The 24,237-nt window shown below is 60.3% G+C and carries 16 protein-coding genes; 9 read left to right on the forward strand and 7 right to left on the reverse strand.

What is annotated here, in order from left to right; all coding sequences use genetic code 11:
* Positions 1–8: 8 nt before the first annotated feature.
* From QNA11_RS01140 to QNA11_RS01150, 3 genes are read left to right on the forward strand one after another with little or no spacing between them, the layout of a single operon-like run.
* The gene (locus QNA11_RS01140) at positions 9–413 is read left to right on the forward strand and encodes a 6-pyruvoyl trahydropterin synthase family protein (RefSeq protein ID WP_202072522.1); all 405 of its coding nucleotides are present in this window, start codon (positions 9–11) and stop codon (positions 411–413) included.
* Positions 410–1,468: a glycosyltransferase family 4 protein gene (locus QNA11_RS01145; protein WP_283481625.1), complete on the forward strand. Its 1,059-nt coding sequence runs from the start codon at positions 410–412 to the stop codon at positions 1,466–1,468. Before QNA11_RS01140 ends, QNA11_RS01145 begins: the two co-directional genes overlap by 4 nt.
* Positions 1,465–2,268, forward strand: coding sequence for a class I SAM-dependent methyltransferase (locus tag QNA11_RS01150; protein ID WP_283481626.1), 804 nt, complete (start codon positions 1,465–1,467; stop codon positions 2,266–2,268). Before QNA11_RS01145 ends, QNA11_RS01150 begins: the two co-directional genes overlap by 4 nt.
* Here QNA11_RS01150 and QNA11_RS01155 read toward each other — a convergent pair.
* The gene (locus QNA11_RS01155) at positions 2,265–2,897 is read right to left on the reverse strand and encodes a RibD family protein (protein WP_283481627.1); all 633 of its coding nucleotides are present in this window, start codon (positions 2,895–2,897) and stop codon (positions 2,265–2,267) included. The genes QNA11_RS01150 and QNA11_RS01155 overlap by 4 nt on opposite strands.
* A 202-nt stretch (positions 2,898–3,099) precedes the next feature.
* Between QNA11_RS01155 and ribA the strand changes: the two genes are divergently transcribed.
* The 5 genes from ribA (at position 3,100) to QNA11_RS01180 (ending at position 13,430) form a co-directional block, all read left to right on the forward strand.
* Complete coding sequence (gene ribA, locus QNA11_RS01160; RefSeq protein WP_283481628.1) at positions 3,100–4,170, forward strand: GTP cyclohydrolase II RibA; 1,071 nt, start codon at positions 3,100–3,102, stop codon at positions 4,168–4,170.
* Positions 4,171–4,291: 121 nt separating this feature from the next.
* Positions 4,292–5,542 carry an MdtA/MuxA family multidrug efflux RND transporter periplasmic adaptor subunit gene (locus QNA11_RS01165; protein WP_283481629.1) on the forward strand — a complete coding sequence of 417 codons (1,251 nt, stop codon included), beginning with the start codon at positions 4,292–4,294 and terminating at the stop codon, positions 5,540–5,542.
* Between the two features lie 5 nt (positions 5,543–5,547).
* Complete coding sequence (locus QNA11_RS01170; protein WP_283484140.1) at positions 5,548–8,667, forward strand: multidrug efflux RND transporter permease subunit; 3,120 nt, start codon at positions 5,548–5,550, stop codon at positions 8,665–8,667.
* Positions 8,658–11,840: an efflux RND transporter permease subunit gene (locus tag QNA11_RS01175; protein WP_283481630.1), complete on the forward strand. Its 3,183-nt coding sequence runs from the start codon at positions 8,658–8,660 to the stop codon at positions 11,838–11,840. Before QNA11_RS01170 ends, QNA11_RS01175 begins: the two co-directional genes overlap by 10 nt.
* Before the next feature lie 114 nt (positions 11,841–11,954).
* Positions 11,955–13,430: an MBL fold metallo-hydrolase gene (locus QNA11_RS01180; RefSeq protein WP_283481631.1), complete on the forward strand. Its 1,476-nt coding sequence runs from the start codon at positions 11,955–11,957 to the stop codon at positions 13,428–13,430.
* Positions 13,431–13,813: 383 nt separating this feature from the next.
* Here QNA11_RS01180 and QNA11_RS01185 read toward each other — a convergent pair whose 3' ends face one another.
* Positions 13,814–14,446 (reverse strand): transglycosylase domain-containing protein, encoded by a 633-nt coding sequence (locus tag QNA11_RS01185; RefSeq protein WP_283481632.1) that lies wholly within the window; start codon positions 14,444–14,446, stop codon positions 13,814–13,816.
* Between the two features lie 179 nt (positions 14,447–14,625).
* Between QNA11_RS01185 and QNA11_RS01190 the strand changes: the two genes are divergently transcribed.
* The gene (locus QNA11_RS01190) at positions 14,626–14,772 is read left to right on the forward strand and encodes a hypothetical protein (RefSeq protein ID WP_283481633.1); all 147 of its coding nucleotides are present in this window, start codon (positions 14,626–14,628) and stop codon (positions 14,770–14,772) included.
* 276 nt (positions 14,773–15,048) lie between these two features.
* Here QNA11_RS01190 and QNA11_RS01195 read toward each other — a convergent pair whose 3' ends face one another.
* The 5 genes from QNA11_RS01195 to QNA11_RS01215 form a co-directional block, all read right to left on the reverse strand.
* Positions 15,049–15,276, reverse strand: coding sequence for a hypothetical protein (locus QNA11_RS01195; RefSeq protein WP_283481634.1), 228 nt, complete (start codon positions 15,274–15,276; stop codon positions 15,049–15,051).
* Positions 15,277–15,343: 67 nt separating this feature from the next.
* The gene (locus tag QNA11_RS01200) at positions 15,344–17,860 is read right to left on the reverse strand and encodes a TonB-dependent receptor (protein WP_283481635.1); all 2,517 of its coding nucleotides are present in this window, start codon (positions 17,858–17,860) and stop codon (positions 15,344–15,346) included.
* A gap of 625 nt (positions 17,861–18,485) precedes the next feature.
* Positions 18,486–19,937, reverse strand: a complete 1,452-nt coding sequence (locus QNA11_RS01205) for a DUF1501 domain-containing protein (protein ID WP_283481636.1) — start codon at positions 19,935–19,937, stop codon at positions 18,486–18,488.
* Positions 19,938–19,970: 33 nt separating this feature from the next.
* A complete protein-coding gene (locus tag QNA11_RS01210) occupies positions 19,971–22,289 on the reverse strand; it encodes a DUF1549 and DUF1553 domain-containing protein (RefSeq protein WP_283481637.1) in 2,319 nt (772 codons plus the stop codon).
* A 1,096-nt stretch (positions 22,290–23,385) separates the two neighbouring features.
* The gene (locus tag QNA11_RS01215; RefSeq protein WP_283481638.1) at positions 23,386–23,769 is read right to left on the reverse strand and encodes a hypothetical protein; all 384 of its coding nucleotides are present in this window, start codon (positions 23,767–23,769) and stop codon (positions 23,386–23,388) included.
* Between the last annotated feature and the right edge of the window lie 468 nt (positions 23,770–24,237).

Below are 24,237 nucleotides of genomic sequence, written 5' to 3' on the forward strand. Positions count from 1 at the left end.
AGATGCAAATGTACGCCGTCGAAGTTCGCGACCACATCATGATTGCTCACAGTTTCCGGGGCGAACTGTTCGGCCCCGCGCAGCGGCTACATGGCGCGACTTTCGTCGTCGACGTCGCCTTTTTCCGGGAAACGCTGACTACTGACGCCGTTGTCGTCGATATCGGCCGCGCGCACGATGCGCTGAAGGCGACGCTCGCCCCGCTCAACTATCAGAATCTGGACGCGCTGGAGATCTTCAATGGGCGGCAGACAACAACGGAGTTTCTGTCACGGCATATTTTCGACGCCATGGCGGCGGCGGCGCGCTCGGGCGAGCTGGGCCCCGGAGGAGAGGGGATAACGAAGATTCGAGTGACCCTGCATGAGTCGCATGTCGCCCGCGCCTGGTTCGAAGGACCCGTGGCCTCGTGAGGCGTATCCTGTTCGCCATCCCGGGCGATCTCGGCGCGCGTACGGGCGGCTATGAATATGACCGACGCATTCTGCAAGCGGTTCCCGCTTTGGGCGTCGATATCGTTCATCTGGCGATGCCGGGTTCCTTCCCAGAGCCATCCGCGCAGGACGTCGCCGACGCGGTCGAAAGCCTCGATCGGGCGGTCGAGCCCGGCGACGTCGTTCTCATGGATGGGCTGGCGTGTGGCGCATTGCCGGAAAGCGCCCTGCGGCGCATTCGCATGCCGTTGATCGAGCTTTGCCATCACCCACTGTGTCTCGAAGCCGGGTTGGCGCCCGCGCGCGCTGCGACCTTGCGCGAAAACGAAACGCGCAATCTCGCCCTCGTCGCGCATATCCTCGTGACAAGCCCGCACACGGCGGAAACACTCGTGGAGGATTTCAGCGCGCCGCCACCGAAAATTTCAGTCGCGCTCCCAGGGACCGATCCTGCCGCCCGGGCGCAGGGATTAGGAACGCCTTTGACGCTTCTCGCGGTGGGGTCGATCATTCCGCGTAAAGGATTCGACATTCTTGTCGAAGCGCTTGCGGGCCTCGATGATCTCGATTGGCGCCTGAACATCGTGGGGAGTCACGAGCATGCCCCGGCGACGGCGCTCGCGCTCCGGGAGAGAGTTGCGTCGCTCGGCCTGGCGCCGCGCGTCGAATTCGCTGGAGAGCGCTCGAGTAACGCGCTTTCCGATTTATATGGCGGCGCCGACATTTTCGTTTCGTCTTCACATTATGAGGGCTATGGAATGGCGCTCGCCGAGGCGCTAGCCCGCGGCTTACCGATCGTGATGACCAAAGGGGGCGCCGCCGGTGAGACCGTTCCGGATGGTGCGGCGCTGAAGGTCCCACCCGGCGACATCCCGGCGCTGCGGTCAGCCCTGCGGCTTGCGATGACGGATCGCGGTTTGCGCCTACGCCTGTCGGACGAGGCCTGGCGCGCCGGCCAGCAATTACCACGCTGGGAGGACGCCGCGCGTATCGTCGTCGAAGCCGCGAGACGCGTCGGAGCGCCCGCGATATGAGCGGTTTTTCCAAAGAATGGCTGTCCCTCCGTGAATCTGCCGACCATCGCGCTCGCGATCCGGTTTTGCGCGACGCTGTCGTGGCCCATCTCGCGGGTCGCGAACATGTGCGGATCGTCGACCTTGCCAGCGGCTCCGGCTCGAACTTACGAGGCTTGTCGCCTTTCATCGCTGCGCGCCAAAGCTGGCGGCTCGTCGATAATGATCCTTTTTTGCTGGCCGTGGTGCAGGAGACGCTCGCCCAATTCCGCCAGCGCGAAGCCGAAATCGACGTCGCCTTACAGCTTCTCGATCTTGCGGCGGCGCCAAACGCCGCGCTGGAAGGGGAGATCGATCTTGTCACGGCATCGGCATTTTTTGACTTGGTTTCGGAAGACTGGATCGCGCGCTTCTGCACAGAACTGGCGCGGCGTCGGCTGCCGCTCTATGCCGTGCTTACCTATTCAGGCGAAGAAATTTGGAAGCCCGAACATCCGACCGACGCAGCGGCGCACGCCGCATTTCATGCCCATCAAGCGCGAGACAAAGGCTTTGGCCCCGCCGCGGGTCCAAGAGCGGCGGCATTGCTGGAAGGACAACTGAAATCTTTTGGCTATCGCGTTTCGACCGCCTATTCGCCCTGGCGACTGGGAGATAACGACGCCGATCTCATTGCAGCGCTCGCTGACGGAGCAGCGCGAGCAATCGAAGAAACGGGCCGTGTGGCGGCCGAAATCGTCGAGGATTGGCGCCGCGCGCGCCGGCAGGCGATTTCCTGCGAAATAGGCCACATCGACCTGTTCGCACGAATGCCTGCTTAGTTCGAGCGCTTACGACATGCGGTGAGATCGCAATCGAAAAGCACGTCGCCGCCGCCGAGGACATGAACTTCAGCGCGTGGCCGTAGCGCCATATCAAGCCGTTCGATCGGCGAGAGGTCGAGCCCGGTCCGTCCCGAGCCGATGATGACAGGCGCGACCAGCACATGCAGACGATCGACGCAGCCGCTATCGATGAAGTTCGAAATCGTCCGCGCGCCGCCTTCGACGAGGATGCGACGCAGGCCTCTCGCAAAGAGCGCCTCTATGATTGCGGCGGGGGGAATAAGGCCCTGATGCGCGTCGATCCGGACGATTTCGGCGCCTTCTCCCCTCGCAACAGCGGAGGCGGTAATAAGAATGCGTTGCGATCCATCGCGGGCCAGCCATTTGCCCCGCGCGCCAATTCTCCCACATGGATCGATCACGACCCGCGCGGGGTTTTTTCCAGCAATGCGTCGCACGGTGAGCTGCGGATCGTCGGCGACGATCGTGCCCGCGCCCACGACAACGGCGTCGACATGCGAGCGAATCCGATGCAGGTGGTCCAGCGCCGCCCCGCCGCTGATGTCTCGGGATTCCCCGCTCACGGTCGCAATACGGCCGTCGAGCGATTGCCCGAGTTGGGCCACGACGAAGGAACGCTCCGGCGATGCCGCGCGGAAGGGCGCGAAAATGGCTCTGGCCTGGGGCCCCGACTCGAACGGGACAGGGAAACGAATGACAGATCCCGTCTGCTCCAAGCGTCCCTCCGAGACTTGAGCTTGACCCTATTTATCCGACCATTTTTATAGTATATGACCCCGATAAAATCGCAACGGCTGGCGGCAACAAATGGTCGAAAAATTCTCAGGCGAAGCAACTGCGGACGTCGAGGTCGAGCGCGCGATCGCCGAGGTTCGGGCCGGAAGGCCTGTCCTCTTGAGCGAGGACTCGCGTTGCGCGCTTGTCCTTTCCGTCGAAGCGCTCGACGCTGGAGAGATAGAGCCCTTTAAACAAGTTTCGAGCGGCGCCGCGCACCTCGCGCTTACGCCGACGCGCCTGCGACGCCTCGGGGCGGACCGTCAAAGCGCCGGGTTCATTACGCTGCCGTCGATCGACGTCAAACGGATCATGACCCTGGCCGCCGACGCCCAGGCCCGTCTCGATGCGCCGGTCGCGGTCGCGCCGTCTCTTTATGAAAGCGCCTTGCAGCTTCTCCGTCTGGCCCATGTCCTGCCGGCGGCGCTCATCGTTCCAATCGAGGACCAGACGCCACCGGGGTTGCTGACAGCGCGGGCAGCAAATGTGAATGCTTTCCGAGGCGAACGGAATGGGCGTTTACGTATCGTCAACCGGGCGCCCGTTCCGTTGGAAGGCGCGCCGGACTCGGAGTTTGTGGTTTTTCGTGGCGGCGAGGGCCTGCGGGATCAAGTGGCGATCGTCATCGGCCAGCCAAATATCAGAGAACCGGTCACTGTCAGGCTGCATTCGGCATGCCTTACGGGCGATCTTTTCGGCAGCTTGAAATGCGACTGCGGCGACCAGTTGCGCCGCGCCGCGCGCCATATGGCGGAAAATGGGGGCGGCGTGCTGCTTTACCTCGACCAGGAGGGACGCGGAAACGGGCTGGCAAACAAGATCCACGCCTATAGCCTTCAATCGCGTGGGTTCGACACATTCGACGCCGACGAAATCCTGGGTTTCGAGGAGGACGGACGCACTTTCGGCTTCGCAGGAGAAATGCTGAAGCTTCTCGGCGTGACGCAGATCTGCGTGATGACCAACAATCCCACGAAGCTGAGCGCTCTGGAGGCGGCGGGGCTGGTTCTCGTTTCGGACCATCGGATCGTCGGCCGCAAAAACAATCACAACATTCGCTACCTCGCCACAAAACGAGACCGGGCGGGGCATCTGCTCGATTAAGCCCCGGGCGGCTTCGGCTTTTCAACTGGGCGCGCGTCGGTACTCCATTGCTATTTATCTACCCTCTTTGTAGATTGAATTTCAATCCCGGCCAATGCGGCAGACGAGGTCTTTAAGAGTCATGAGTTCGGACATCACCGCGCCTCGGCCGCGCCAGGACTTGCTTCGCCCGCCCTTGCGCCGATATCTCGCTGGCGCCGCGCTCGCCCTTTTTCTGGGGGGCGGGTTTATCTATGGCTACTCCGCTGTTTTTCGGAACGGAGCTGCGCCCTCTGCTGCCGGGAAAGGACCGGGGCGAGGCCAAGCGACACGGGTCGCCGCCGCGGAGATATCGCAGGGTAGCTTCCCGGTGGTTCTGAGTGGCCTCGGCACGGTGACGCCATCGGCGACAGCCATCGTGAAGACGCGCATTTCCGGCCATCTCGTCGAGGTCAATTTTAAAGAATCGCAATATGTGAAGGCGGGCGACGAGCTCGCGAGCGTCGATCCCAGGCCGTACCAACTCGCCCTGGCCCAGGCGGAAGGCCAGTTGCAAAAGGACCAGGCGCTGCTTCAGAACGCCGAGCGCGACCTTGCCCGCTACGAGGCGCTCATCCGCAAGATGAAGGACGTCATTTCTGGGCAACAGGTTGATACGCAGCGCGCCCTGATCAACCAGTACAAGGGAACGGTCGCAATCGACCGCGCGCTCGTGGATCAGGCGCGACTCAATCTTGCCTACTGCAAGATCGTGTCCCCTATCGATGGCCGCGTGGGGTTGCGCCAAGTCGATCAGGGCAATTATGTCCAACCGGGCGACGCCAGCGGCGTCGCCGTCGTCACGCGGCTCTCGCCCATCACGGTCGTCTTCACGCTTCCGGAAAGCCGGCTTCCCGCAGTATTGAAAAAGGCGCGCGCCGGCGAAAAGCTGACCGTCGTCGCCTACGACCACGAGCGCGTGACGGAACTCGCGCGCGGCCACCTTATTGCAGTCGATAATCAGATTGACGCCTCCTCGGGAACGGTGAAGCTCCGGGCCGAATTCCCCAATGAAGACGAACGATTGTTTCCCAACCAGTTCGTCAACGCCGATCTCCTTGTCGAGACCTTGCATGATGTGGCCCTCGCGCCTTCTGCAGCGGTGCAGCAGGGCGCAAAGGGCCCCTTCGTCTATGCAATCAAGGACGACGCCACCGTCCAGACGCGCGCCGTGAAGCTCGGGCCCTCTGGTGGAGAGCAGGTCGTCGTGCTGGAAGGCTTGAACCCGGGCGAGAAAGTCGTCGTCGAGGGCGCTGACCGACTTCGGGAAGGCGCCGCAATTAGCCTTCCGGGCGCGGAACGGGCGCCAGTTGGGTCTGGGCGCGGGCCAGTGGCGAAGAACGACGCGTCGTGAGCGCGATCGACCTTTCCCGCCCTTTCATCCTTCGGCCGGTGGCGACCTCGCTGCTGATGGCGGCGATACTCCTCGCGGGGGCTATCGCCTATCGGCTCCTGCCAATTTCGGCATTGCCGCAAATCGACTTCCCAACGATCGAAGTCCGAACCTTCTACCCCGGCGCCAGTCCGGAGGTGATGGCGTCCGCCATCACCGCGCCGCTCGAACGCCAACTCGGCCAGATGCCCGGCCTTGCGCAGATCGCTTCGACAAGCTCCGGCGGCGCATCGGTCATAACGCTGCAGTTCAGCCTGAAGCTGACGCTCGACGTCGCCGAACAGGAGGTGCAGGCGGCGATCAACGCCGCGGCAAGCTTCCTTCCCACCGACCTTCCCGCGCCGCCTGTTTACGCAAAAATAAATCCCGCCGACGCCCCAGTTCTGACACTCGCCCTGGTTTCCAAAACGCTTCCGCTCACCGAGGTTCAGCAATTCGCCGACACGCGAATAGCGCAGAAAATTTCCCAGCTCTCGGGCGTCGGCCTTGTCAGCGTCAGCGGCGGCAACCGCCCGGCGGTGGTTGTGCGCGCCAATGTGGCGGCGCTCGCCTCCTATGGCATGTCGCTTGAAGACCTGCGGACGGCGATCTCGAGCGCCAATGTCAATTTGCCCAAGGGCAACATCGACAGCCGATCGCAAGAATTCGCGATCGACTCCAATGATCAGCTTAAAAGCCCTAAGGATTACGACCAGCTTATCGTGGCGAATCGAAACGGCGGGCCGGTGCGTCTGCGCGATGTCGCCAAAGTCCTCAACGGCGCGGAAAACAGCGAGCTGGGAGCGTGGAGCAATCTAACTCCCGCGATCATCGTCAATATCCAACGGCAACCCGGCGCCAATGTCATCGCCGTCGTCGATCGGATCAAGGCCCTGTTGCCGACCTTGCAGGCGTCGCTGCCGGGTTCCATCGAGGTGGCGATTTTATCCGACCGCACGACGACCATTCGCGCGTCGATCGAAGATGTGCAATTCGAGCTTTTCTTCGCCGTGCTCCTCGTCGTCGGCGTGATTTATATTTTTCTCGGCAATCTGCGCGCGACGCTCGTGCCCAGCGTCGCCGTGCCGCTCTCGCTCGTCGGCGGCTTCGCCGTCATGTATCTCTTGGGCTACAGCCTCAACAATCTGACGCTGATGGCGTTGACCATTGCGACAGGCTTCGTCGTCGACGACGCCATTGTCATGGTCGAAAATATTGCACGCTATTTGGAAAAGGGCCGCACGCCCATCGACGCCGCCCTGGAAGGCGCGCGAGAGATCGGCTTCACGATCGTCTCGCTGACGATTTCGCTCATCGCCGTGTTGATTCCCTTGCTTTTCATGGGAGAAATCGTTGGCCGGCTGTTCCGGGAGTTCGCCGTCACCCTTGCGGCGACGATCATTTTGTCAGCCGTCGTGTCTCTTACATTGGCGCCCATGCTTTGCAGCAAGCTGCTCGCGCAGGGCGACATGCATAGCCATGTCGACAGCCACGCCAAGGGGGCGACCTGGTTCGACGCGATCATCGACTCTTATGGTCGCCTGCTGACACTGGCTCTCGATCACGCCAGAACGACTCTCGCCGTGTTTCTCGGCGCGCTTTGCCTGACCGGCGTCTTGTACGTGGTCATTCCAAAAGGCTTCTTCCCCGTTCAAGATACGGGGCTGATCCAGGGCGCGACAATCGGAGAACAGAGCGCCTCTTACTCGACGATGTCAAAGCGGCAACTCGCGCTCGTGAAGCGCCTGCTGGACAACGACGCGGTCGAGTCAGTTACCTCCACGCTCGGCGTCGATGGCGAGAACAAGACGCTCAACAGCGGCCGCGTCCTGATCAAATTGAAAGACAGAGCGGAGCGCAAGGCGACGGCGACGGAAATTGTTCGGCGGTTGCAAGCGGCGGCAAAAGACGTCGGCGGCATTTCGCTCTTCATGGAGCCTGTACAGGATCTCACCATCGATTCAGGCGGAGGGCGCGGCGCCTATCATTTCGCTTTGCAGGACGCCAATCCGGATGAGCTTGCGCATTATGCGCCGCAACTCGTCGAGCGGCTCGCCAGCCTGCCGCCTTTCGAGGATGTTTCCAGTAGCGCCCAAACCTCGGGGCGGGCCCTTTACGTGGAGATCGATCGCGACGCCGCCGCGCGCTATGGCGTCACGGTCTCGACAATCGATAACACGCTTTATGACGCTTTCGGTCAACGGATCGTATCCACGATTTTCACGCAGACGAGCCAATATCGCGTCATACTCGTAGCCGACGGCCGCAGCGTTCCGAGCCTGGATGCGCTCGGGTCTCTTCGTGTGCCTGGCGCGGGCGGCTCTGAAGTTCCGCTCGCCTCGCTCGTCACAATCCGCGAAACGAAAGCGCCGCTCTCATTCGACCATCTCTCGCAATTCCCGGCGGTGACAATTTCTTTCAATCTGGCGCCCGGTTTCGCGCTCAGCGACGCCATTGCCGCTTTGAAACAGGCGCAGAGTGACCTTAGCGCGCCGCAGAGCGTCATCACGGTTTTCCAGGGCGCGACGCAGGCGTTCGCCTCATCGACGACAAGCACGCTGCTGCTCATTCTCGCCGCGATCGTCACCGTCTACATCGTGCTCGGCATCCTGTACGAAAGCTACATCCATCCGATCACCATCCTCTCCACATTGCCCTCCGCCGGCATAGGCGCCCTTTTCGCGCTCATGATCACCGGGAACGATTTCGGGATCATCGGCGTGATCGCCATCATCCTTCTGATCGGCATCGTGAAGAAAAACGCCATCATGATGATCGATTTTGCCTTGCAGGCGGAACGCGACGAGGGTCTCTCTCCGCGTGAGGCGATCTATCAGGCGTGTCTCCTGCGGTTTCGTCCGATCCTGATGACGACGCTTGCGGCCTTGCTCGGCGCAGTCCCGATGATCGTCGGCGGGGGCGAAGGTTCGGAGCTTCGGCTTCCGCTTGGCGTCGGCATCGCCGGCGGCCTGATCCTGAGCCAGATTCTGACGCTCTTTACGACGCCGGTCATTTACCTTGCATTCGACAAGCTGGCGAAACGGCTGCCGATCGGGCAGGGGCGCGACGCGACAGCCTCCTCGGCGGCGGAGGAAAAATGCGCCTGATCGAACGCGCGATCGACCGCCCGGTCGCAACCAGCCTTCTAATGCTGGGCCTCTGCCTCGCGGGTCTTGTGTCTTTCTTTGTGCTGCCGGCGGCCCCGGTTCCACAAATCGACTATCCGGTCATCAGCATCGGGGCCAATATGCCCGGCGCAAGCCCCGAGATTATGGCTTCCTCCGTCGCTACGCCGCTCGAGCGACGCCTCGGTCAGATCGCCGGCGTCACGGAAATGACGTCGGCGAGCTACCTCGGCTCGACCCGCATTAATCTTCAATTCGATCTGGATCGCAATGTCGATGGCGCGCAAAGAGACATTCAGGCGGCGATAGCCGCCGCGCGTGCGGACATGCCCGCCAATCTGCGCAGCAACCCGACGTTCAGGAGCGCCAATCCCGCCGAGGTCCCGGTGGTCATCATCGCGCTCACCTCCGATAGGCTGTCGCAAGGGGCGCTTTTCGAGGTCGCGTCAAACATCCTGCAGCAGAAGTTTTCGCAAGTGGAAGGCGTCGGGCAGGTCACCGTCGGCGGCGGCGCCCTCCCGGCCGTCCGCGTCGAAGTCAATCCGCGCACGCTTTTCCAATATGGACTGTCGCTCGAAAGCGTGCGCACAGCGCTCGGCGCGACGAATTACAATGGCCCCAAGGGCGCGTTCGACTCCGGCGACCAGCGCTACCAGATCTACGCCAACGATCAGTCCCGCAAGGCGCGGGACTATGACGGCGTCATCGTCGGCTATCGGAACGGCGCGGCGGTCAAGCTCCACGATGTCGCAGAGGTGATCGACTCTGTGGAAGATGATCGAAATTTCGGCGTCAGCAATGGACGCCCTGGCGTTCAGGTTCAAATTTACCGCCAGCCCGGCGCCAATTTCATCGAGCTCGTCGATCGCATCAAGGCGCTCATGGGGCCGCTTTCCGCAGCGCTTCCTGCCGAAGCCGAGATGCGCATCGTGCAAGACAGAACTTTGACGATCAGAACCTCGCTGCGTGAAATCGAGACGACGCTGGCGTTAAGCGTCGTGCTCGTCATCGCCGTAGTCTTCATCTTTCTGCGCGATCCGCGCGCGACCGTCGTCCCCGGCGTGTGTGTCGTCGTCTCCTTGCTCGGCGCGCTCGTCGGCATGTATCTGCTCGACTATAGTCTCAACAATCTTTCATTGATGGCGCTGACGATCGCGACGGGATTCATCGTCGATGACGCCATCGTCGTCGTGGAGAATGTCACGCGACTGATGGAAAGCGGCATGCCACCCAGGCGGGCCGCGCTCCTCGGCGCGCGGCAGGTAGCCTTTACAGTCCTTTCGATGACGCTTTCGCTGATCGCGGTTTTTCTCCCGATCATGTTCATGGGCGGGATCGTGGGCCGCATGATGCGAGAATTCGCTGCAACGCTTTCGATCGCTGTCCTCGTCTCGCTGCTCTTGTCCCTCACGACCGCGCCGATGCTTTGCGCGCATCTTCTCCAGGATGTGACGCACGCCGCAAGAGCGCGCCTTTTCGAGGCGACCGAAGTTGGTCTCGCCGTCCTTCATCGCCTCTATTTGGCGAGCCTAGGCTATGTTCTCGATCATCGCCGTCTCGTCCTTTTCGCGCTCCTGGCGCTCGTCGGAGTGAATCAGCACCTCTTCACGATCATACCGAAGGGCTTCTTTCCGGTGCAGGATACGGGGCGCATGCGCGGCGCGATGATTGCCGACCAGAGCGCGTCTTTTACCGTCACGAAGAAGAAGCTCGAACACGTTGTCGCAATCCTGCAAAACGATCCTGGAATTGAGTCTGCGACGGGTTGGATCACGAGTTCCGCAAATTTCGCTGACTTGCTCGTGACATTGAAGCCGCTCAAAGAGCGTGGGATTTCAGCCGAAAAAATCTTGGCGCGACTGCGGCCGAAATTCGCTCAAGTCCCCGGCGTCCAGCTTTTCCTGCAATCCACGCAGGATATTCGCATTGGCGGCCGATCGAGCAATGCCCTTTTTCAATACACGCTGCTGGCCGACTCCCTTGAAGAGCTGCGGCTCTGGGGGCCGCGTATTACCGAGGCGCTAAAGCGCCATCCGACGCTGGCCGACGTGAGTTCCGATCAGATGGAGAAAGGTCTGCGCTCGGATGTCGTCGTCGATCGCGAAACGGCCGCGCGCCTGAATGTCTCCTCCAGCCAGATAGACAACACGCTTTATGACGCCTTCGGGCAGCGTCAGGTGTCGACGATCTTCGAAGCGTTGAATCAGTACCATGTGGTGCTGGAGCTGGCGCCGAAATTCAGGGAGTCGCCTAACGCGCTGGCTGAGCTCTATATTGGCGCGCGCGGTGGCCAGCCTCCCGTCATCACGACAAGCCGAACGCCGATCAACGGTCTTCGCGCTCTGTCGCTCCCCGCAAACGCATCGGAACGCATGATTCCCTTCGCGTCCTTCAGCTCGCTGAACGCCGGCCCGACTCCGATGCAGGTCAATCATCAGGGACATTTCGCGGCGGTCACCGTCTCCTTCAATCTCGCAGAGGGGAAAGCTCTGAGCGATGCGGCCACGGCCATCTCGGAGACAATCGCGAAAATCGGCGCTCCCGGCACGATCCAAGGCGCTTTCGCCGGAACCGCCGCGAGCTATCAGGAGACGCTTGCGAACCAGCCCTTCATGGTCGCCGCGGCTCTCGCAGCCGTCTATATCGTTCTGGGAATCCTCTACGAGAGTTTCTTTCACCCGCTTACCATTCTATCGACTCTGCCTTCCGCGGGACTCGGCGCGCTCGCCGCGCTGCTTTTGTGCGGGACGGATTTTAGCATCGTTGCGATGATCGGGGTCTTGCTCCTCATCGGCGTGGTGATGAAGAACGCGATCATCCTTGTCGATTTCGCCATCGACGCCGAGCGCACGCGGGCCGCCCCGGCGCTCGACGCAATCGTCGAGGCGTGCGGGATGCGCTTTCGCCCGATCCTGATGACGACGCTCGTTTCGATCATGGGCGCGGCGCCGCTTGCAATCGCGTCCGGCGAGGGCGCCGAAATGCGGCAACCCCTTGGCGTCGCAATTATCGGCGGGCTGGTCGTCAGCCAGCTACTGACGCTCTACACGACGCCCGTCGTGTTCCTCTACGTCGACAAAGCCGAACGGCTGATAAAAAGCTGGCGTATCGGGCTCTCGCGGCCCTCCGAGCTGAAGACGCTCTTTCGGGATTGAATACTAGCAACGGGGTAGGGATATAATCGCACTTGAGCGAAGAAATGACTTGACCGACGGCCCAATTGGAGTGTTAAATCTACTTATCCACTATGGATAAGGAATATCGCCCAAATGCGGATCCCATCGGTTGCCCTCTGCGGTTTCACCGCCGCCTTCGTTTTCCTCCCTATCGCTGCTGACGCCGCCTCTCTTCAGGAAGCGGCTGCGGCGCTCGGCGCCGTCGACGCCAAATCCCTCGAATTCTCTGGCGCCGGCCACTGGTATCAATTCGGCCAGGCGCCCGTGCCCGGCGGCCCATGGCCACAATTCGAAGTCAGCATCTATTCTGCGAGCGTGAATTTCAACGCGCCCGCCCAACGCGTATTACTCACCCGCATCCAAACGGTCGAGCCCGGCCGCCAGCGCCCAACGCCGACCGAGCAGAAGCTCTCCTGGTTCGTGAGCGGCGACAAGGCATGGAATTTCGCCCCGCCCGCCAACTCGCCGCCTGACGCCGCGCCGGTTGCGACGCCGCAACCCGCCTTGGTCGAGGAGAGGACGGCGGAAATCTGGACGACGCCACAGGGCTTTCTGAAGGCGGCTCTCGCCAATGGCGCAAAGTCGAGCGCTTCGGGCGCCGGCGTGCAAATCTCCTTCACGAGCGCCGGCCATAAATATGAGGGCTATATCAACGCCGCCAACCAGCTCGAATGGGTGCGGAGCTGGATCGATAGCCCGGTGCTCGGCGATACGCTCGTCGAGACAAAGTTCTCCGGTTACAAAGATTTCGGCGGCATTCAATTCCCGGCCGAACTGACCCGTAGCCAGGGCGGCTTTCCCGTTCTGCATGTGAAGGTCGCCTCGGCGAAGCTCAACCAGACCGTCGACATACCCGTCCCGGAAAATGTTGCAAGCTCCAAGGCGGCGGCGCCGACTGTGACCGCGAACAAGCTGGCCGAGGGCGTCTATTGGCTCACGGGCGGCACGCATCACAGCGTCGCGATCGAGCAGAAGGACCACGTGGTGCTCGTCGAAGCGCCGCTCAACGAAGAGCGCTCACTCGCGCTCATCGCCAAGATTGCCGAGATCGCGCCCAACAAGCCGATCAAATATGTCTTGAACAGCCATGTTCACTTCGACCACTCTGGTGGGTTGCGCACTTTCGTGGATGCTGGCGCGACGCTCGTGACTCACGAACTCGACAAGCCTTATTACGAGCAGGCGTGGTCGGCCCCGCATACGCTTCGCCCGGACCGCCTCGCGCAATCAAAGAAGGCTGCGAAGTTCGAGACCTATGCGGACAAACATGTTCTTTCGGACGGCGCGCGGCAGATCGAAGTGCATCGCATCGCGGGCAATGGGCACAGCGACGAACTGGCGCTCGTCTATTTGCCGGCAGAGAAAATTCTCATCGAGGCCGACGCTTTCACGCCGCAGGCAAAGGATGCGCCGCCCCCGAAGAGCCCCAATCCTTACTCGGTGAATCTCTATGAGAATATCCAGAAGTTGAAACTGGATGTCGCGCAGATCGCCGGCCTCCACGGTCCGCGCGTCGGGGCGCTGGCGGACCTGCGCGCTGCGATCGGGCAACCTCCGCTCGCGCAATAGGCCACGACGCGCGAACTTCCCCCTTGCTTTCATTCCTCTCCCTCAACTTGAGGCCGCCCCCTGGGCGGCTTTTTTTTTTTGCGAAGCGCGGGTTGAGTGTTTCGAGTGCGGGCGCGCGGCGGAATTTGCCTCCAGGGAATTTTGCGTCACACAAATTCGTCTGAAGAGCTCGTAATTAGGGAAATGTATTCCCGGCGGGCTGAAAGCCCGACCGGGAACCCAGAGCCCATCAAATCGGCGGCCTCATATCAATTGAAAAGGCAGAGGGCTTTCTACCGGAACAGGCCCTTAAGACTAAACCGACAAGACCGAGAAGAAAGGGGCAGGGGGCATGTCGGGATGATGAAAGGATAAGGCTCCGAAGAGTGTCGGGGAGCGGCCGCTCAACTGGCCGCGCATTGGTCGAGCCAGACATCCGAAAGCCCACGTCTCTCGCATTTCCCGGCGAGGTACTTTTTGATCCGCGCGACTCTTTCACCATTCTCTTTTGTGCCCGGCGCAATCTTCGGGGTGTTGTTGGTGGCGATCAGCGAGAGAAATTCCTCGTCGCTCAGTGACTGGAGCGGCTTACCGAACCACTTCGCCGACAAGGCCTCGAAACCATTTACGTCCAGGAACGCCGCCAACTGCGCGTTTTTGGATGAGAGAGGCGCAACCGCGAAATAGGCGATCAAAGTCTGTTTGATTTTCCCGAAGCCCGGACGGAAATCCTCGAAATAGAGCTTCTTGACGACCGACTGCGTCACGGTTGTCGAAAGCGGGTAGCTCCAGTCGACGCCGCTATGCGACCAGAAACGCGGATCCTGCACCTTGACCAGAATGTCCTGTCTCTCTTGCGACAGAACCGATGGCCCATTCGTCCCATTTGCGGTCTCCGCCTCATATTTCGCGAACTTCTCTTTCGTGACGTTGCGAGCGGCGGCAACCTCGTAGGTTTCGTAGGCGAGAACCGCCAGAACCGTAGTAGCCAATGCCAAAACAAGAAATTTGCTCATGCGCTGCATCGCATCCTCCATATTCATACAAAGTCAGTATGCTTTTAATTGGTGCCGAAGCGTGGCGGGATCCCGCCGATATATTGACGCGGTCGACAACCTGCGTTGCACACAGGAGTTGCAGAAGGCATCGTCGGCGGGCTTGGCGAAGGCGATGCTTGTCATGCGAAAACGGAGATCTTCAGCCAAGCGCGCCCGCGGTGCCGCATCGGGGCTTCGACAGGCTCGCACTTCGCCTCGGCTACAGCTACAACAACAATCCGATCAACTCGCGAGACGTCACGCTGAATATTCTTGCGCCGGCCGTCACCAAGCATCACATCAGCGGCGGCCTCAGCTATATGTGACGCCGTCGTCGTCTATCGATCTTGCGAAGGTGGTTTCGCCGCAGGGGACAGTTTCTGGAATCGAGCGCACGCCCCTCGGACCCAACCCGCTCCGGACGATCAACCTCTATCTCTCGACCTTCGAAATTACGGCGGCTGGACGCATCGCTTCGAGGCTGAGCCGCTCCGGTGGTCGCGAAATATTAGTATACGGGCTTCGGGTCGGCATTCTTGCCGACCCGACCCGACGCGCTCATTAAACCGCAAATCGCCAGCCGCGCGTGTGCTTCTCGACGTTTAGTGATGATGTCCGCCGCCGCCGCCGCCCAGGCCTGACGGATCGGCTGATTCATCCGTTTCCAATTGCTTGACCCGCTTCAAAAACGCCGCGTGTTGTTCGGGCGTGTGGCGGGCATGGCAAGTCGCATCACAGCTTTCGCTCAATTTCGTCGTCCTTGTAGAGTTACAGGATTCGAGTGCGGGCGCAAAGCACAGCACGGCGATTAGAAACGACGCCTTCATCACGTTCTCTCTTTCTTCACGACGGAAAGTGGCTTTGACGACGATCGCATCCGATCTTGGCGCGTGTCATTCAAAAGAGCTTTACGCGGAGTGCGCCGCCCCAAGTGGCGTCCCAACGCGCAAGGCCGACGCGCGCCGGCGTTCCAGAGGTTCCTTGATCCCAGGAGTTAAAGGGTCTCTCGTTTCCGATATTCTTGGCCCAAAAGCTGAGACTGTAGCGATCGTCTTCAGTGCGTAAGCCGACGCCGGCGTTCACGTAAGCGAAACTTCCCTGCCAATACTGAGCAACGGACCAAGGGTTGGTCAGCTGTGTCTTGTCCTGCCAGCTTACGTTGACGTAGCCAAAAGCTTTGATCGGCTGCCCAGTCCAGGCGCCGAAGCCTCCCAGGCTCGAGAAATCGCCGAGATTGGAAAACACGCGCCCGACCGGATGCTCGTAGTTTGCGCCAATATTGAAGGTCCACAGCGGAACGCCTTGCCAGCGCGTATTGGATAGCGACAATTGCCGAGGCGCGGGCACGGGCCCGCTGGGCCAACTCCAGTCCGGCGGCGGGCCGGCGTCCGGCCAGCTCACCCAACGCGCGTCCGAGAAGGCGCCATTGAAAGTGATCCACAATCTGTCGATTGGGCTCCATCGCCCGTCGAATTCAATGCCGCGGATGCGCGCATGAGCGGCGTTCCCGAGCGTCGTCAGGCCGAGAGGCGCGCCATTGCTGTCGACCGAAACGCCGTCGATGACGTTCGTCTGGAAGTTGAAAAAATCGTTCCAGTAGAGGTTCACATTGAACAAGAGGTGGTTGTCGAACCAGTTGGACTTAAATCCGAGCTCATAATCCCATGAGTATTCCGGCTTGGTGATGACCGTCGGGAATGAGTCGAATTTGTAGACTCCCGACGCATTCTTGACATAGCGCGGGTTCGCGCTGGTGTTCACGGCGCCGGCTTTTTCCGCACGGCCAACCAGTGCGTATATTTGGACGTTATCGTTGTACTTGTACTGTGGATTGAATATCGCAGTAAGAAAATTGTGAGGCTTTTCCTTGCCGCCCGTATCCGAGAGGCCGCGGCTCCCGGCGGCGATGACCGCCTGATCCTGAGCAAAAACCGAAACGGTCGGATAATAGCGGTTGAGCTGGCTAACCGAACCTTGGCGAATTTCGTAGCTTTCGCGCAGACCGAGCGTAGCCGACAACTTCTCATCGAGGTGATATGTCGCCTGGCCGTAGGCGGCAGCCTGAAAGTCGCGCGCATGGGTGTAATCCCATACCGCTACGCCGGGAAGGGCGCCTGCACCGTAACGAGGGCCTAGCCATTTCGCAGCGTCGATCCCGAAAACGGTATGATGCATTTGGTTCGCTGCGTCGTCGTAAAAGAGATAGACGCCGGTCGTCCACTCGAGGTCGCGATCTTCTTTGGGTGAGCTGAAACGGAATTCCTGCGACGCCTGACCCACGTAGGTGTCCATGCCTCCCCGCCATAGCTGGAGCAATTGCGTGTCTTCGAAATAACGCTGCTCATTTCGCGTGAAGCCATAGGCCGAGATGGATGTAAAAAGATTTTCCCCAACGCCGATGTTGAGTTCGTTCGAGACGGTGACGGTTCTTACCGGATCGACGCCCTCGTTTGCGATGGACGGCTTGTATGGGTCCCAGGACAATATCGGCTTGCCGAGCTTGGTCGCCACATTCTGCGCAAAGGTCGCCGCTGGACGCGCGCCGTTGGCGTAGGTCAAGAAGGAGTCCGAGTATGGCCCGAGCGTGTAGCCGTTGTATTCGGTTGACTTGCTGAAATTGACGATGAGGCGGTCGGTGACCTCGTCGCCGACGTAGAGCAACTGCCCACGCACGCCCCAGCGGTCAGTGTTCTTGTAACCGGCGCCGGTCACTTGGTCGTGAATCCAGCCGCTGCCCTTATCCAGGAAAACGCTGACGCGATAGGCGAGCTTCTCATCGATGATCGGACCCGTGACGTACGCTTTCTCGATGACGCGGCTGTGATTGGCGAAATGGGTCTCGAAACTCGCCTGCCGCGCGAAGGACGGCAGTCGGTTGTTGATGATGAGACTGCCAACCGCGGTATTCTTCCCTCCCGCCGTTCCTTGCGGGCCATAGGCGACCTCGAAGGATCTCACATCGAATTGGTCCATCCACTGGAAGCCCCAGTATTTCCAGAACACGTTGTCGACCACGTAACCTGTGGGGGACTCCGTGCCGACGCCGGTGCCGGCCGCGCCGACGCCGACCCAGCGAATGGTCTGGCGGGAGGCTTGGCTCGCGCCGCTGTTGTTGGCGCGATAATTAGGGATCAACTGCTGCAATTCGTCGAGCCGATTGATGTTTTGATCTTCCATGGTCTTTTCGTCGACGACGACAATCGACCTTGGTTTTTCCTGGGCTTGTTGAACGGGGCGATCGATGCCGCCGTTTCCTTTGCCGCTCACGACGATGTTATCGACCTCTATCGGCCCTTGTGCGGACGCAGTGTCCTCAGCCTGGGCGGACGGCGCCGAGAAAAGCGCGGTGGCCGCCGCGAAAATCGAAACGCTGCTCATGAGCGCAGACCCAAATTGCCGGTTGGCGGCACGCATTCATTCCCTCCACCCTAAAAGCTGATTTAAATATACTAAATAGATAGAAATAATCGAGTCAAGGCGGCGCGTGTTTATTGTCCGCGGCGGCAATTTACGCGTTACTTCGACGTCGACGGGATAGTTGACATAGGGCGATCGCATTCAAGGAGGTATTTGAGAAAATAATGTAAATACATGAGGATAAGCGCGTCATGAGCGGGGCGTAGCAGGGTTCGCTTGACGTCTGTATCGGCGGGATGCATCGATGTCACGGCGCATTGGTTCGGAGGCGAGAAAAGGCTGTCATAGGAGTATTAATCACACTCAAAAGGTATGATAACTTGCAGTCCTGACTGGAGAAGCTTGAGGGCAACGGCCCGGCGTTGGAGGAGGGCCGATCAAAGCGAAGGCCGTTGTCGCGGGCGGTGATCCGCGGCGACAAGGAGCAAGGGTTGGCTAAGATGGCCGGAAGCCCGTTCGACACTCGCGCCGAGGGGATCTGCGAATTTCTCCGGCATTAAAAGCACGCCCCGGGCCAGGGCCGGGGCGCGAAGTCTGTAGGTGGGAGTAGAAGCAAAATTACGACCGTGCGCGACCTCCTTTCAAAATCCGCAGCTCAGGGCCGGGCGACGCCCCGCGGCGCCTACGCGAGGAGGTCATTCACGACTTTCCCGTAGACCACCGTCGGACGCTCGGCGCGGCCAGCGCGTTTGTAGATCGTCTTCAGATGATCGAGCCCGAGAAGTTGCAGCACCGTGGCGTGCAGATCATAGGTGTCGACAGGATTTTCGACTGTCTTCAGGCCAATCTCGTCTGTCTGACCATAGGTGAAGCCGTGCTTCAGGCCCCCGCCGGCAAGCCACTGTGTATAGCCCCAAGGGTTATGGTCGCGTCCGTCGCCGCTTTGGCCGTATGAGGTGCGCCCGAATTCCGACGTCCACACCACGAGCGTTTCGTCGAGCAGCCCGCGTGCTGCGAGATCCGCCAGCAAACCCGCGATCGGCTTGTCCACCGCGCGCGCATTCGCGCCATGGTTCTCTTCAAGCTTGCGATGCGCGTCCCAGTTCTTGTTGTCTTCGTTGATCGAGTCAACCGGGCCGGAGACCACCTGAACGAAGCGAACGCCGCGCTCGACGAGGCGGCGGGCGCGCAGCAGCACGGTGCCGTAGTCCTTGGTCGCCTCGTTGTCGAGGCCATAGAGGGACTTGGTCGCTGCGGTTTCCTTCGCAAGATCGACGGCTTCCGGGGCCGACGACTCCATGCGATAGGCGAGTTCATAGGAGCGCGTGCGCGCCTGAAGCTCGGTGTCGGCCGAGAAGTCCTCGGACTTGTGCCCGTTGAGCTTGGCGAGCAGATCGAGATTGTCGCGCTGTTGGGCGGCGGCGATCAGCTCCGGCCTGTCGAGATTGAGAATGGGGGACGCCCCGGGACGGAAAGCGGTTCCCTGAAAGACGGCCGGGAGGAACCCCGAATTCCAGTTGACGGAGCCGCCGCGCGGTTCACGCTTGCCCCCGTAGAGAACGACATAAGGCGGCAAGTCCGGATTGGCCGAGCCGAGCGCATAGGTGATCCATGCGCCGAGCGAGGGGCGACCGGGCGTTACGTCGCCCGTGTTGAGTTTCAGGATCGAAATGTCGTGAGTCGCGCCGACGGTCACGCTCGATTTGATAAAGGTGATCTTGTCCGCATGCTCTCCGAGATTCGGAAGAAGGTCGGAGAACCAGGCGCCGCTCTGGCCATACTGCTTCCATGTCCGGTTCGAGGCGAAGAGCTTGCCGGCGCCGCCCGAGGTAGTGACCTGAAGGCCTTTGCGGAACGACTCTGGAACCTCCTGACCCGCGAGACGTACGAGCTCTGGCTTGTAGTCGTAAAGATCGAGCGTGCTCGGCGCCCCGTCCATATGTAGCCAAATGACCGATTTCACTTTTGCGGCAAAATGCGGCTCCCTTTTCGCGAGCGGATCGATATAGCTCGGCGCCGCCTGCGCGAGCGGAACGGATAAAACTCCGCCGCCCGGCATGAGGCCATTCAGCGCGAATCCACTAACGCCATAGCCGGCGGAAAACAGCCAGTCGCGCCTCGATTTATTGCTCATGTCATGTTCCTTCTTTTTCAGTATGGCGATGTGTCAGAAGCGGTAGATGAACTCGTTCGAATTCGCGACCGTATGAACGAGATCGACGAAAGCCGACGTACGGATTGGGTCGGAAATTTTCACATCCTTGCCGGTCGGCTCGGCGATCGTGAATCTCCCTTCCGCGGCTTTGCTCGCGATCACTTTTTCGTGTTGGTCCAGAAAAACCTTCAGCACGCCCTTTTCGTAATCGTCCGGATGGCGGGCGAAGAGGATTTGATACAGACGGTCGATCCGCGCCGACTCGTCGTCACCTCCCTCACGGATCACACGACCCGCCAGCGCCTGGGACCACTGAAAAACGAGATCATTGTTGACGAGCGTCAGCGCCTGCAACGGGGTCGTTGTGACGTCGCGCTTGCTATGCGCTTGCTGCGTATTGTTGAGGTCGAAAGTTTCGAGCAGCGGATAGGGCACGCTGCGGCGCGCGAAGATATAGATACTGCGTCTATTGGTCTGACGGGGGTCGTTGGACGCCTCCCAAGCAGGGCCGACGTTCAAATTGGCAGGCAGCGGCGGAAACACAGCGGGCCCCCCGAGGGAGTCTTCGAGCTTGCCGGCTGCCACGAGGAGGGAATCCCTGATCTGCTCGGCGTCCAGACGCTTTCTCGGGAAGGAGGCGAGCAACTTGTTTTCGGGATCGGCGGCGGCAACTTCGTCACGCTGCGTCGATGATTGGCGGTAGACGCTGGAGAGCAAGATCTGGCGATGCAGCTTCTTGATGCTCCAGCCTTCCTTCACGAAGTTGTCGGCGAGATAATCCAGCAACTCGGGATGGGTCGGCTTGTCGCCGGCTTTGCCGAAATCGCTTACAGTCCCGACGATCCCTTTGCCGAAATATTCGTTCCAGACACGGTTGACCAGAACGCGCGCAGTCAACGGATTGCTCGGGCTCGCCAGCCAGTTGGCGAGTGCGGTGCGGCGGCCGGAGGATGTCGCGCTTGGCCTGATGTCGGGCTTCTCTTTGCTGATTGCCTCCGGGAAGGCCGGCTGAACTTCGTCCAGCGGGCGCTCATGGTTGCCGCCGAAGAAAACATAGGTCGCAGGCGCGTCCGGATGGCCAAGTTCAGTCGCCGCCGTGAAAGTGTCCGACCCGCGCGTCGGCTTTAGTTTTTCGTATTTCTTCAACTCTTCATTGAGTTTTGAATATTCCCGCCACTTCGCGACGATCTCGGGCGTGCGGTCTGGATTCTTCTCGTCGTTCGCGATATCGCGCATATAATTGGAGAGCGCCGTCTGGTCGGTCACGGTCTCGGCGCGATAATTCACCCACCTGTCGAGGGCGTTCCACTCGGATTTTGCCTTGACGATCGACGCGCGGGCGTCCGGGTTGAAGCGCTCTTTGTAGAACTGTGTGGCCTTGTCCCGGACCGACTCGATGATCGCCTTCTGACGCTCGAGGATGTCTTTCGCGGCTGCCTCGTAGATCGCCTGCGCCTTGAGAAACTCTTCCTCTTGTGCGCCCTTGGCGGCAGGGAATTTCGCATTGAAGGACGTGTTGGCGAAGAAGGCCTGGAGCGAAAAATAATCCTTCTGCGTCAGCTTGTCCGATTTGTGATCATGGCAGCGAGCGCATCCTATGGTCGTGCCGAGAACCGCAGTCCCGATGGTGTCGACGATGTCCGTCGCGATCTGATATTTTCGATTGATAAGATCACGCGCGTTCGGATTGTCGGCGTAACTTGCGAGGAATCCCGTCGCGACGAGTGCGTCCTGATCGCCGGGCGCAAGTTCATCGCCGGCGATCTGTTCTTGGATAAATCGCGAGTATGGCTTGTCGTTGTTGAATGATTGGACGACCCAATCGCGATAGCGGAAAAAATTTGGACGTGTGATGTCGTTCTGAAACCCGCTGCTGTCCGCGTAGCGCGCGAGATCGAGCCAACGGCGCGCCTGACGCTCGCCGTAATGCGGCGAGGCCAAGAGGCGGTCGACTAGCTTTTCATAAGCGTCGGGCGACTCGTCGTTGACGAAAGCGGCGACTTCCTCGGGCTGGGGAATAAGGCCCCAAATGTCGAGCGTCGCTCGGCGAATGAAGGTCGCGCGGTCAGCATCCTGCGAGGGAGTCAGCTTTGCCGCTTCGATTTTTGATGAAATGAAAGCGTCGATTGGCGTGCGGACCCATTGCCCATTAGCGACCGCCGGCGCGCCGGCAATACGGATTGGCTGATAAGCCCAGTGCGGCGCGCGCGTGGGCGCGTTGGCGACGGGCGCGGCGTCGGGAAGGGGTTTCGAGTCGGCGCCTATCGCGAGCGCGGCGGTCGAGACGCTCAGCAGAAGAGCGAGTCCTACCTTTGTTGCCGGATGTTTCATCTCTTCGATTTCCTTGATGATATTGGAACGAACGGGCGGGCCGAGGGCGTGCGTGTTTCGTTTCTCGGGAGAGCGATGGTGAGCAACGGCGCGATCAGCATCGTTTACTGCCAGACGGAGATACTTGAGCGCGTCCGCCTCTTTTGGTGCTTGCGACAGAAAGATCGTCTCTTCCCGACGAAACAGGAGCTGAGCGCTGCGGGACATAAATCATACTAAAAAGGTACAGTTTACGAGTCAATTCCCCTTGCGGTGCAGGCTCTGCTGCCTCAATGTGAGATTTAAGTGTCTGAATCTAAAAATTTAATTCACTTTTCCGCGGCTGCGCTGACGAGGTCATGCATGTTGAATCCTACTTTAAAAATAGACAATAGCCCGGCATTCAAACAGGGGTCTCCTGCTCCATCTCGAATCTCCTACCCGACGTAAGCTCGCAGTCGACGCTGCACTCTCGGTACTGAGCGCTGGTCACTGCGACGTCCGAAAACATGCTTTTGACCGCGTTCGGTATCCCAATGATGTTTTCGATGGAGGCATCGGTGGTTCAATGTTTCCCTCTAAGGGAGGTCGGCGTCTATTCGGCCATTGATGAGTGATGAGGGGGGCACTTGAGCCCTTCGTGACCGAAGCGGGGCGCGCACCGCGGTCTACGGCCCCAGAGGATCATCACCGCGTCCTCGACGGCGTTTTCTGGATCGCTGCAGCGGCGCCCTATACAGTGATCTATTGGCGGCTGGTCATCGGCCTGCGGCAGTTCCGCCGCCGACGCGGGGGCGAGACGCTCAGCGTCCCGCCAAGCGCTATCAGGAGGGTGCGGTGAGGTGACAACGCAGTCGGACGCCTTCGCCGCCCAGCGTCAAGCAATCGGACGGGGCGGCCTCTGGCGGCGTTATTGCTTATGGCGGCGATCGGCGGCGGCTGAACCTCGAGTCTTTACGCCGCTCGCGTCGGAGTGACTCTGCGCTTTGTGCGGATTAGCGACGCAAGAAGCGCGGAAGTCTGGCGCGTCCTTCTTGTTTCTTGCCGGCTTCGCTCGGCCTGATCAACATTCGGAATTGGCGTTGGCGGCGACGCCTGGACTCCTGTCCTAGGCGCGCTACAGCGGGTATCCCGTGAGGGCGGAAGCGAATTCAAGCCATAGGGGCGCCGCATCCAAGCTGAAGAAAAGCAGAAGAAGCGTCAAGAACTGAACGCCGAGGGCGACCAGAGCCGCGCGCGATACTCTGCCTGAACGAACATCTTTGAGACCGCTGGCGCCGGCATAGAGCAGGATGGAAATCAGCAACGAACCATAGGTCACTCCGGGCCCAGCAGGAATGACGAAACGCAACGCGCGCGCGGTCGCGGGCGCGATGAAGGAAAAGAAACTGGCCAGTTGAAAGTGACGATGCCAATCCGGACGGCGGATCGAGACGAGAGCCCCGACACCAAAAAACGTGACCTCTACGAGCACCCAAAAAGGATAAGCGAGACCGGTCAAAGGCGCGAGCCCCGATATTTTCGGGTCCGCAGAAGAGACACGAGCCACTGCAGTGACGAGCGACAATGCGACGACCAGTCCGAAAAGGACTGCGCCGATGACGCCAACGGTCTTGTGTCTTTCCCGTGATCCGGCGCCTGCCGTGTAATATTGAAAAGCGAAAACGGCGATCCAGGCCGTCGTCGCCGCACCGTGAGCGATTACGAGTAGCGTCAGCGGCTTCCCAGCCTCGAAAACGGGTTTCAGATAGAAAGTCGGCGCAAAGCCAACGACCAAGAGAAGAAGAGCAAGACCGACGAGCCAATCCCCAACGCGTCGACTGTTTTCGGGAATAACCGCAGCAGCGCTTGTCATGAGTGTTCTCCTAAATTGAAAGGGTATAGGCTCTTATCGGATCGAGCATGAGACAACATGCGATCCGTCGAAACGTAAAAGCGAGGTTCTTGGCGCAAGGGGAAAACGAAGTCG

Source organism: Methylocystis sp. JR02, assembly GCF_030063565.1.
Classification (GTDB): Bacteria; Pseudomonadota; Alphaproteobacteria; order Rhizobiales; family Beijerinckiaceae; genus Methylocystis; species Methylocystis iwaonis.